The following is a 12,209-nucleotide window of genomic DNA, read 5'->3' on the forward strand; positions in this document are numbered from 1 at the left end:
TTGTAAACAACCTAGATTTCTTCAAAAGAAGATAAATTAAAAATGTCATATAAAAGACTGTTTTTATGCCCTTTTAGGGTGCGATTTTCAGATGGTTTTTTAATAAAATATAAAGATATAAAATTAAGTTAAATAATATCAATAAGATAAGAATAATATTTATATTGGAATAATTGTTGCAGTCATCGTAATCATTCACAGGAAAGAAGTTGTTTAATTTAATAAAAAAGGAAAGTTATGTCTTATTTAACCTCTTTTGAATTTGTAACAAAAATAGCCAATATTGTTGAATCTAAAAGGCTCATTTCATTACGCGACAAACTATTTCACTTTTTTATTATTGGAATAATATTATTATTGGCGACAGTGTTCAGAATTTCAGCGGCATTAAAAAACTCAACATCTAAAACTTAAAAATAAGTCATTAATTCAATTTAATGAAACCTCTTAGTTTAGTGTAGCCATACTTGTTAATATAAAATATAGCTTTTTGTCGTTAATTTAACACTCGTTAAAATTGAAAAATATTAAAATTAAAAAAGTCTTAAATTTTCAATAAAGCTTTTCAAAGGAATGAAAAATGTCGACACAATTACAGATTTCAGTTGGGGAATATTCAGATAAGGGATTAAAGCCAGTCAATCAAGACGCTTATGGTATTTACATTCCACAAGAACCTATTTTAACCAGTAAAGGTATCGCCATTGCAATTTCTGACGGCATCAGTAGCAGTGACGTTAGCCAAGTAGCCAGTGAAGTAAGTGTTAAGTCGTTTCTCGAAGACTATTTTTGTACTTCAGAAACCTGGTCGGTGAAAAAGTCTGCACAACAAGTTTTAGTCGCCAACAACGCCTGGTTATACTCACAAAGCCAAAAGAGCCATCACCGCTTTAATAAAGACAAAGGATACGTTTGTACTTTTAGTGCGCTTATTATCAAGTCAACGACAGCCCACCTTTTTCATATTGGCGATTCACGTATCTACTTACTGCGTGATAATAAACTGCAGTTATTAACGGAAGATCATCGTCATTGGGTGTCTAAAGATCAACATTATCTATCCAGAGCAATGGGAATAAGTGCTTATGTTGAGATGGATTATAATATCGTAAACCTAGCAATTGGCGATGTTTTCATTCTGGCGACAGATGGAATATATGAGTACAATAATGAAGCGTTTATGATTGAAACAATTAATAGCTATAAACAAGATTTAACGAAAGCTTGTGAAATAATTGCAGACAATGCACTAAAGCAAGGAAGTGACGATAATCTAACCCTTCAAATAATTGATATTGTTAATCTACCAAGTCAAACTTCCGATGAGGTTTATGCACAACTCACTGAACTGCCATTCCCCCCTACTTTACACGCGCGTATGCACTTTGATGGCTACGAAATTATAGATACATTGCACGATAGTAGCCGCAGCCATATCTACTTAGCCATTGATAACCAAAGCCAACAAAAAGTGGTAATCAAAACACCTTCAACGGATTTATCTTCTGACCCCGCTTATTTAGAACGCTTTTTAATGGAAGAGTGGATAGCGCGTCGCATCGACAATGCACATGTATTAAAGCCTTGTTTACAAATACGTGAACGTCATTTTATTTACGTCGCTAGCGAATTTATTGAAGGTCAAACGCTCACGCAATGGATGATTGATAATCCAAAACCCGATTTAGAAAGTGTCAGAGTCATTATTGAACAGATAGCGAAAGGTCTATTAGCTTTCCACCGACAAGAAATGATCCACCAAGACTTACGACCAGAAAATATTATGATCGACAACAATGGTTTAGTAAAAATAATTGATTTTGGTTCAACTAAAGTGGCTGGCCTAATGGAAATAAATTCACCATTAATGCATCAAGATAACTTAGGGACAGCTCAATATACTGCACCTGAATACTTTCTAGGTGAGCTGGCGGCAAGCAATGCAGACATCTTCTCATTAGGTGTGATTGCTTATCAGATGCTAACAGGAAAGCTTCCCTTTGGAGCTGAAGTTGCTCGCGCTAAAACCAAATCAGCACAAAAGCGCCTACAATATCGTTCTGTTCTTGATGATGACCGTGAAATACCAGCCTGGATAGACGATACACTTTGGAAAGCACTTAATCCTAACCCACAAGATCGCTATCATGAATTATCTGAGTTTTTATATGATTTACGAAACCCTAGTAAAGCATTTTTAAATAATATTCGCCCGCCTTTATTAGAACGAGACCCATTATTATTTTGGAAAGGTCTATCTGCCGTACTGAGCGCTATTATCTGTATTCTTTTATTTATATTGAATGGGTAATCATAAGCAATTTGCAATAAACGTTATTTATGAAATGAATATAGTGAAATAAGTATAGTGAAGCGTTAATCAAAATATTGAGGCTATTTCTACACCCTACTCCTTTAGCAATACACAGTGTTGTATAGCTAAAAGTAATGTATCCATAAGCTAAAAAGTACTGAGAGCTCCCTTTAGCTTGTAGATACTAATGTTGGTATGCTTAAAATAACGCCCTGTTTATTTATTTTTATTATCACTTTTATTGCTAAGGTCGGCTTCATTATTATCTGTATTATATTGCTGCTCAGTTAAGCTTTCTTCGCTATCTGCACACATGTAAATACGGCTAGAACAGAACGGTGTTAGCGGTAAAGCAGAGGTCAGGTTTAGATCCTCTTCAGTATTGTTATTAATTTGTTCATTCATCCCTAATTTATTCAGGATGCGTTGTGCCCAGAACCATGAAATCAGGCCGAATAATACTGCCCCTACTGCTTGGCCAGCAACCACCCCTAAAGCACCAAACCATTCACCGCCAAAATAAACAAATGGAATGGTACCAATCGTTGCTTTACCTATATTCATGACGGTAGAAGTACTCGGGTATCCTAAATTATTAAAGGTGCCGTTAGCAATGAACATCACACCGTTAAATATAAAGACAATACATAACCAAGTGCAGTAAAAGTCGATCATTTCTGCGGCATCACCCTGTGCCCCAAAAGCACTAATAATATAATTTTTAGATAGACCGATAATTGCCGCTATCACCACTACATAAGCGGCGGTGAATTGCAGTGCTCGTTTATTAGTAAGACGCACACGGTCATATAATAACGCACCAAAATTTTGTCCAATAATAGGGCCCACCGCACCAGAAATAGCGAAGATCATACCAAAAGCAACCGGTAATAAACGTCCTATAACAGCCCAACCAGCAACATAACTATCTCCGAATGAGGCAATCATCATGGTGACATAAGCATTACCTAAAGGGGTCGCGATATTGGTGCTCATCGCAGGAATAGCCACGTTAAATATTTCTTTTTGATCCGCCAGCCACTTACTATAATCAAATTTCCCCATTAATTTATGAATATGTGTAACACCGTATAACGCCACCCAAGCAACTGCAAACCGAGAAATAACAGAAGCAATAGCAGCACCATGTAAGCCTAAGCCAAAAGCAAATATAAACAGTGGATCTAATACCGCATTCACACCACCGCCTGCTAATGTTGAATACATCGCAAGTTTGGCATCACCAACAGAACGTAAAGCAGCACCGGCACTCATCGCTACACACAACACAGGTAAAGAAGGCAATAGAATACGTAAATAACTTACTGCTAAATCGTGCGTTTCACCTTGAGCACCAATTAAGCTAACCAATTCAGGTGCAAAATACCAAGTTAACCCCGCAATAATAACGCCGACGATAAAACCTGAGACTAAAATGTTAATCACTAAACGCCGGGCTTTTTCTCTATCTTGTTGACCTATCGCCCTTGATACTAAAGCAGTCATCGAAATAGATAAACCAATGCTGATAGACGTTGTAAAGAAGGCAATTGTACCTGCATAACCAACCGCAGCAGCGAGTTCTGTTTCACCCAGCAAACTAATGAAGAAGAGATCAGCTAAATCAACAATAAACAACGCCGTTAATCCGATCGCATTCGTTGATGACATAACAATAATATGATTAAAAATATTACCGCTAACAAATTTTCCTTTCGCCATAAGCTAAATTCCAAATACAAAACAAGAGAGTATGAAAATCAAAAGGCTCAATAGTAAAACGATATTGGGTTGAGCGGCTCGTGACTAAATAATAGAGAAATTATATAAAAATAAAGTTAAAGCAGATGAGTATAGTGGATATCAAACAAGGTGACGAGGCTAGAAATGAAAAAAGCCAGCAAGATGCTGGCTTAAATGAGGTTAAAAAATTAACTAACTATTATTTTTTGTATTCATCATGTGATGTTTTAATTTTGTAGAAAGTAGCTTGTACAAAATCTTCTGGGTCACCTGTGTTGTTTTGGTTGTATGCACCTACTTTAAAGTACATGTAACGACCACCTTGGTCATAACCGCTTTTACTCATATCAACAACTTGAACTGCATCATCTTTTCCATCACGTTTTACTGTAACAGTCATTGTGTTGCCTTCAACTTTAATTTGGTATGAGAATACTTCACCTAACGCAATACCATCATCAACTTCACCACTTAAATCGCCTACTAAACTAAAGTAGTTATCTGAACCTTCAAGTGTATTTTCATGTGCAAAGTAAACTGAACCTGTGTCTCTGTTTGGTAATTTACGGTAATAAAGGCGGATTGGCTCATCATCTTGATCATGGATTTGACCAATAATGAAACGACCTACTTGACCTAACTCACCTGTAGAAGTTGTACTATCTACTTTCATTGTTACATCTAACGTACCGTCTACACCACCAGCGGCTTCAAGATCAGCTTCTGGCGCACTACCAAATACCCAGTTGTTTTTGTTAACACCTTTAGTAGAGATAGACTTATCTCCTCGGCGTAACATTTCACGCATTTCAGTACGTGTGTATTTAGTATTTTTAGAGGTACGAGTTCCTTTAATGAATGTTTTAATCACTAAACCGCCATCATCACCCGTATAAAATAACTCAGGTTGTTCGTAACCTTGGTTTAAGTACCATTCATCAACATTATCAGGCTTGCCATTTTTATCGTGGTCAAATGGTTGTGATAAATACCATGTTGTTAAGTCAAAGTTCTCACCTGGTTTATTACCTGCTAATGGTACCGCTGGAATTGTTGGTGATTTTAGTGGCACATCCCACCATGTTTTTTTACTACAATCAGAAACTGCTGAATCACATTTCAAAGGAACATGCGTACCGAAGTCCCCTAAACGCAATGCTTTCATTTTAGCTTTTTCTTTTGCTTTTTTAGCTTTTGCTGCTTTATCTAAGATTTTGTTTTCTGCTGCATTGGCTGCAATAACATCATCAGTAATAAATTCATTTGGAAGACAAGTATTAACGGCACAATTTACTGCATAAAACTCAGTAACACTGTTCCACATGTTTTTAGTGTTACCGTGACCGACGTATTTAATATAACGCGCTTTAACGGCAGTAAATGGGAAACGTTCAATTGATGTAACTTTACCTGATGACGCCATACCTTCAAGAACAGTTGTCCATGTTTTGCCATCTTCACTCACTAAGATATCAAAATTACTAGAACGTTGATGACCTTTAGAGAAAGCGATACGCACTGCATCAAATTCAGCAACTTGACCGTAATCTAAAGTAGCGTAAGCATTATCACCACTTGCTGACCAACGTGTTGAAATGTCACCATCGATTAAACGATCTGGGCCATTTCCGTCATGAACACTAGATTCTGTAGCAACAACGGTTAGTGCCGCTTGAGTACCTGCTAAGTTAATTGGACCTGTTGGCGCATCTGCTGTAGTAGCACAACCCGATAATGCAACAGCAATAGAAGTACTTAAAAATAAACTTAATTTTCCGTGTTTCATTGGAACCCTTATTTATATTATTTAATGATGTAACAAATGCAATTTCAAGCTGTATAAAATCATTGTTTATATCGACTAAATCTGCAGATGGTGCTCTTTATTTCTTGCTTATAAGCCTACATTAAGTTTTTCTAGTAAGTATTGAACATTGTCAGAAAGTCTAAACTAGATCTCAGTTTGAGCATAAAATTCGCAAGAAGTTAGATCTACTGAAAGTTTAATTAAAAAACCTAACGCCTATATATTAGGCACCTAGAGCGATAAATCATAAATTAGTTCGTCGGTTTTTAACTAAAATAGGTTATTCGGACCCATCCTATTTTTTGTTAAAAATACCGTTTATATTTTCAAATAGAATACGTTCTAAAACTAATCTATTTTTCCATCGTCATTTGTTCCCAAGAAAGTAGTTGTAAAAGTAAATGCAAAATACAAAGGGATTCATTTGTATTATTAAAATGCAACGAACACCATTATTAATAGCCACTTAATATTTCCCCCTCTACACTTATTTACTTTAAATCTTTATATGGTTAATGACATCGCTTATAGCATTAACTTGTGGCGTTAGTTTCCAAAGTACATTTCGTACTTTCTCATTACCATTTTGGTTTTTACCCTTTAAATTAATTAGATAGTTTTATGACTTCCCCTTAAATTTCTAGCCTAATATGTTAATGTAGACTGACTGAACTTAGCGTTATTCATCAATTTATTAATGGAGAACTTCTAATGAACAAGTCGACACAATGCTTACAACAAATTGAAATTAATGGCGAAACTTGCCACTACTACAGTTTTGAGGGGTTAGCAGATAAATATGACCTTTCTCGTTTACCCTTCGCCGCAAAAATCCTATTAGAAAATTTATTACGTCATGCCGATAGTGATTTCGTCCAACAACAAGATATCGATACCCTCGCAAAATGGGATGTAGATAATTGGCAAGATACCGAAATCGCCTTTGTCCCCTCTCGCGTTATTTTACAAGATTTCACAGGCGTCCCTGCCGTGGTTGATTTAGCAGCAATGCGTGATGCTATCGTTAAAATGGGTGGGCAAGCTGATAAAATAAACCCTTTAAATCCAGTCGAACTGGTTATTGACCACTCTGTCATGGTAGATGTCTTTGGACAGGCAGATGCCATGCAACAAAATACAGCCATTGAGTTTCAACGTAATAATGAACGTTATCAATTCCTACGTTGGGGACAACAAAGCTTTGATAACTTTAAAGTCGTACCACCAGGACGCGGTATCGTCCATCAAGTAAACTTGGAATACTTAGCAAGAGTTGTCTTTAACAAACCTGAGCAAGATAACTTATTATATCCAGATACTTTAGTCGGGACTGATTCACATACCACCATGATAAATGGATTAGGTGTATTAGGTTGGGGAGTTGGCGGCATAGAAGCAGAAGCCGCGATGTTAGGCCAACCAGTCACCATGTTATTACCTGAAATTGTAGGTTTCGAATTAAAAGGCCAGTTACCCGCGGGTACAACCGCGACCGATTTAGTCTTGACCGTGACAGAACAATTACGTGCAGCAGGTGTCGTTGGGAAGTTTGTAGAATTCTTTGGCGCAGGCGTTAATGAACTCACTTTAGCAGATAGAGCAACCATTGCTAATATGGCCCCTGAGTATGGTGCAACTTGTGGTATTTTCCCTATTGATCATCAAACCATTGACTACTTACAATTAACAGGACGCGATGAAAAACATATCGACCGTATTAAAATCTATTTAAAAGCAATGGATATGTGGGGAACAGAGTCGCAACAGAATGCGGTCTATCATAGTCGATTATCATTGCAGCTAGAAAATGTAGTGCCTTCTATCGCAGGACCAAAACGACCACAAGATAGAATCTCATTAGATACAGCAGGCAAAGCTTACCGAGACTGGTTAGATTTGCAAAGTAACGTTAAACAGATAAATTATAGTCAAGATAAAAATAGTTTTGAAAGTGAAGGAGGCCAATCTTCGACGTTATTACCCGCGGATAATGGAGATTCCGGTGTCCCTTGCCAATACGACGGTAAAGACTTTGTACTCAAACATGGTTCAGTGGTGATTGCCGCCATTACCAGTTGTACTAATACATCGAACCCATCAGTGTTAATCGCCGCAGGGTTATTGGCGAGAAATGCAAGACAACGCGGGTTAGACGTTAAACCTTGGGTTAAAACCAGTTTTGCACCCGGTTCACAAGTCGTTACTGATTATTTACTTAAATCTGGATTAAACGAAGACTTAGATGCCCTTGGTTTTCAATTAGTCGGATACGGTTGTACCACCTGTATTGGTAACTCTGGTCCTTTACCAAAAGAAATCAGCCAAGCAATCCATCAAGGAGATTTATCGGTCACATCGGTATTATCAGGTAATCGTAACTTTGAAGGACGTATACATCCAGAAGTACAAGCCAACTACTTAGCGTCACCGCCTCTTGTTGTTGCTTATGCATTGGCAGGTAATATGAAAATAGACATTGCCACAGAATCTTTAGGTAATGACGCTTCAGGTAATCCCGTTTACTTAAAAGATATCTGGCCAAATAATCAAGAAATTAAACAATTCATTGAAAAGTCCATCGACAGCGCTATGTTTACCAAACGCTACTCAGATGTTTATAGTGGCAATAAAGATTGGCAAGCATTAGACGTCATTCAAAGCCAAAAATATGATTGGCCAGATTCTACTTACGTCAAACTACCACCGTTTTTTGATGGTATCAGTGCGCAGATTCCAGAAATTAACGATATCAACAATGCACGTTGTTTATTAAAACTCGGTGACAGTGTCACGACTGACCATATATCACCTGCAGGCTCTATTGCACTAGATAGCCCAGCTGCTGAGTACTTACAGAATGAAGGTGTTTCTCCTAAAGACTTTAACTCTTATGGCTCTAGACGAGGCAATCATGAAGTGATGATGCGAGGTACTTTCGCTAACGTTCGTTTACGTAACTTACTGGCACCTGGCACTGAAGGTTGTTGGACACGAATGATGCCATCGGGTGAAGAAATGAGTGTGTTCGATGCCGCTATGCAATATAAAAAACAAAACATTGCTTCAATTGTATTAGCAGGTAAAGAATACGGAACGGGCAGTTCTCGTGACTGGGCAGCTAAAGGGCCTGCACTATTAGGTGTTAAAGCTGTCATTGCACAGAGTTACGAGAGAATTCATCGCTCTAATTTAGTCGGAATGGGGATATTACCACTGCAGTTTATGCCTGACGATAGCGCTGATTCATTGAATCTGACGGGTGAAGAGCAATTTAGTATTCCAGCAGTAAGTGCAGGCCAAAAAACGGTGATTGTATCAGTGGTTGATAAAGATAATAAAAAACAATCTTTTGAAGTCAAAATTAGAATTGATACGCCGAACGAGTTTAGTTATTACCAAAATGGTGGAATATTACATTATGTATTGCGTAATCTAGCAAAAACAAATTAAAGTGCTCAGACTAATCTTCTTATAAGATCGATTTTCTAAGACTTATGTTAGAGAAAATTTGTTAAAGATCGCTTACTTGCCACAATCATTGCTAATTAAAAGGACAGCCCATGTTATTGGTCTGTCCTTTTTTCTTGATACCAAGTTATAAAGAACCTTAGAGTTCGGTCTGACCTCGGGCCGCTGGATTAAACCGGTAACAAAGTTGAGATTAGATTTCCTGTATTGACCTAGGGGCGCTGGCTTCAGCCTGCAGGGGTCCTGGTGTTTGGTTTATTCTTTTAAACCTCTACCTTTCTCATTTGACCTCAGCTCGCTAGATTAAGCCAGCAAGAAAGTTGATATTAGATTTATTGTTTTGACCTCGGGGCGCTGGCTTTAGCCTGCAGGGGTTCTGGTGTTGGGTTTGTTATTTTAGATCTATGACCTTTAACCTTAGCTATTAAAGTACAAAGACATACATAAAAATCAACACAAAACATCTGCAAGCTAAAGCATGCGCCCCCAATTCAAAACATTGTTTCGTGACATGTTGAACTTGATACCAAGAGACAAATATCATTTGACCTCAGCTCGCTAGATTAAGCCAGCAAGGAAGTTGATATTAGATTTATTGTTTTGACTTCGGGGCGCTGGCTTTAGCCTGCAGAGGTTCTGGTGTTGGGTTTGTTCTTTTAGATCTATGACCTTTAACCTTAGCTATTAAAGTACAAAGACATACATAAAAATCAACACAAAAAACATCTGCAAGCTAAAGCATGCGCCCCCAATTCAAAGCATTGTCTCGTGACACGTTGAACTTGATACCAAGAGACAAATATCATTTGACCTCTGCTCGCTAGATTAAGCCTGTAAGAAAGTTGATATTAGATTTATTGTTTTGACCTCGGGGCGCTGGCTTTAGCCTGCAGGGGTTTTGGTGTTGGGTTTATTATTTTAAATCTATAACGTTAACCCTTTAACCTTAGCTAGTAAAGTACAAAGACATACATAACAATCAACACAAAAAACATCTGTAAACTAAAGCATTTGGCCCCAATTCAAAACATTGTTTAGTGAAATATTGAATTGGATGCCAATTACCCGAAATATTAATAATCAAGCTAAGCGTTCATCAACCAAGCATTAACGGCCAACCTGACAAACGCCCACACAATAAAACCTTATTGAACAGTAATAACATCAGCGGTCGATTCAGCAAGTGCTTTAGTCACCTGACTATGTTGCACTAATAGCATCGCCGTTTCATGCTGTGCGTGTACAAACGAGTGAATAGCAAGATCGGCTAACTGCTCTTTCTCATCCAAGGTATTAATCTTAACCACCAAGTTTGCTTGAGGATGATATTTCAATACAGACTCACAAATGATCTTAATATTTCTAATCGAATTCACCGTTAAAATAATACTAGACGATAACTCTATCTTGAGTGACTCCAATACAGGTTGCTTGTCTAAATGACCGAAGTAAGCGTGATAACCTCTTTTTCTCGCAATCAACACATGTTGCAAGTTATCCGAGATAATTAAGAAGTTTTTATTTTTACCTTGTAACTCTTTAGCAACGATTCGTCCTAAGGTATCGAAGCCACAAATAACCGTATGATGGTCTACCGTAACAGGCGTAATTTTATCCGCCTCAAAGAACTCTTTAACAAACAAAGAAGCCAATTTATAAATATTGTTAACCATAAAAGGAGTGATAATCATCGACAGCACAGTCACCAAAATAAGGAAACCGCCTAGCTCCTCTGATAATAGGTTTTGACTGGTTGCTAAAGCAAAGATTGCAAAAGAGAACTCCCCAACCTGACAAAGTGCTAATGCAGATTTTATCGAATCACTTTTATTCGATTCTTGTCTTATCAAAAAGTAAATCACAATCGCTTTAATCAACATCGCAGACACTAAAACACCAGCGACTAAATGCAGATGCATTAAGAAATACAACACATCTATTTTTGTACCAATAGAAAAGAAAAAGGCCCCTAATAATAGGTCTTTATAAGAAGCAATATCCGACTCAACTTTTACATGGAAGTGACTTTCGGCAATGATCATACCGGCAATAAAGGCACCTAAAGAATAAGTGAATCCCATTTCATGAGCCAATAACGACGCACCTAAAACGATGGTCAAAACAGAGCCAAGGAACATCTCCTCCATACGTGCTCTGCTTGAAAAATGTAATAACCATTCAATGATTTTTTTACCTAACGTGAACATAAATGCAATCACTAGACAGGCGTAAAGCGCAGTTTTTAATAAGACATCGCCAACCGACAACCCTTCTTTTGCTAAAAAACCAATCAACAATAAGATCGGGATAACCGCTAAATCTTGGAAGATTAAAATCGCTACCGACTTTTCACCATAGGGCGTCACGATATCTTTAGATTTTTTAAGGTACGTCACCACTATAGCGGTAGACGACAAACTAAAAGCCAAAGCAATAATTATCGCAGAAGTCGTATCTAAGTGAATCAAGTAGAACGCAATTAAAAAGATGATCACAGAACTGGCAACCACTTGCACAAAGCCATTCACAAAAATTATTTTTCGCAGTTTTTTCAGTTTAGAAAAAGACATTTCCAAACCAATAGTAAACATCAAGAAAACAATACCAAACTCCCCTATCAAATCGAGAGAAGAGAGATCCGCATGGCCATTAAAATCGAAAATATTACTGATGATTGTACCCGTGATGATGTAACCCACGATGTGTGAAATAGCGAATTTAGTAAGCACAATATTAATAATACTTGCGATGGCTAATGAAATAGCAAGGATAATAAGTATCGAGTCCATGAACGGCCTTAGGTAAGAGTGTTAGTTGTCAATAATATATAGTGTAGATCACATTTCATAAACTCTTTTCTCACTCTTTTATTAGAAA

General features: G+C 37.3%; 6 protein-coding genes. 3 read left to right on the top strand and 3 right to left on the bottom strand.

Annotation, left to right across the window (positions count from 1 at the left end; translation table 11 throughout):
• Positions 1 to 237 precede the first annotated feature (237 nt).
• Positions 238 to 414, top strand: a complete 177-nt coding sequence (locus SP041_RS20890) for a hypothetical protein (protein WP_170968562.1) — start codon at positions 238 to 240, stop codon at positions 412 to 414.
• 166 nt (positions 415 to 580) lie between these two features.
• Positions 581 to 2,311 carry a bifunctional protein-serine/threonine kinase/phosphatase gene (locus SP041_RS15370; protein ID WP_025564383.1) on the top strand — a complete coding sequence of 577 codons (1,731 nt, stop codon included), beginning with the start codon at positions 581 to 583 and terminating at the stop codon, positions 2,309 to 2,311.
• A gap of 219 nt (positions 2,312 to 2,530) precedes the next feature.
• Here SP041_RS15370 and SP041_RS15375 read toward each other — a convergent pair whose 3' ends face one another.
• Together SP041_RS15375 and SP041_RS15380 are read right to left on the bottom strand one after the other, a co-directional pair.
• Positions 2,531 to 4,036, bottom strand: a complete 1,506-nt coding sequence (locus tag SP041_RS15375) for an MATE family efflux transporter (protein WP_025564381.1) — start codon at positions 4,034 to 4,036, stop codon at positions 2,531 to 2,533.
• A 220-nt stretch (positions 4,037 to 4,256) separates the two neighbouring features.
• On the bottom strand, positions 4,257 to 5,843 hold the full coding sequence (locus tag SP041_RS15380) for a polysaccharide lyase family 7 protein (protein ID WP_025564379.1): 1,587 nt from the start codon (positions 5,841 to 5,843) through the stop codon (positions 4,257 to 4,259).
• 732 nt (positions 5,844 to 6,575) lie between these two features.
• Between SP041_RS15380 and acnA the strand changes: the two genes are divergently transcribed.
• The gene (gene acnA, locus SP041_RS15385) at positions 6,576 to 9,314 is read left to right on the top strand and encodes an aconitate hydratase AcnA (RefSeq protein ID WP_025564378.1); all 2,739 of its coding nucleotides are present in this window, start codon (positions 6,576 to 6,578) and stop codon (positions 9,312 to 9,314) included.
• 1,163 nt (positions 9,315 to 10,477) lie between these two features.
• On the opposite strand, the gene SP041_RS15390 is transcribed toward acnA, so the two are convergent.
• On the bottom strand, positions 10,478 to 12,121 hold the full coding sequence (locus tag SP041_RS15390) for a cation:proton antiporter (RefSeq protein WP_025564377.1): 1,644 nt from the start codon (positions 12,119 to 12,121) through the stop codon (positions 10,478 to 10,480).
• Positions 12,122 to 12,209: the final 88 nt, after the last annotated feature.

It is taken from the genome of Psychromonas sp. SP041, from assembly GCF_000470315.2.
Taxonomy (GTDB): Bacteria; Pseudomonadota; Gammaproteobacteria; order Enterobacterales; family Psychromonadaceae; genus Psychromonas.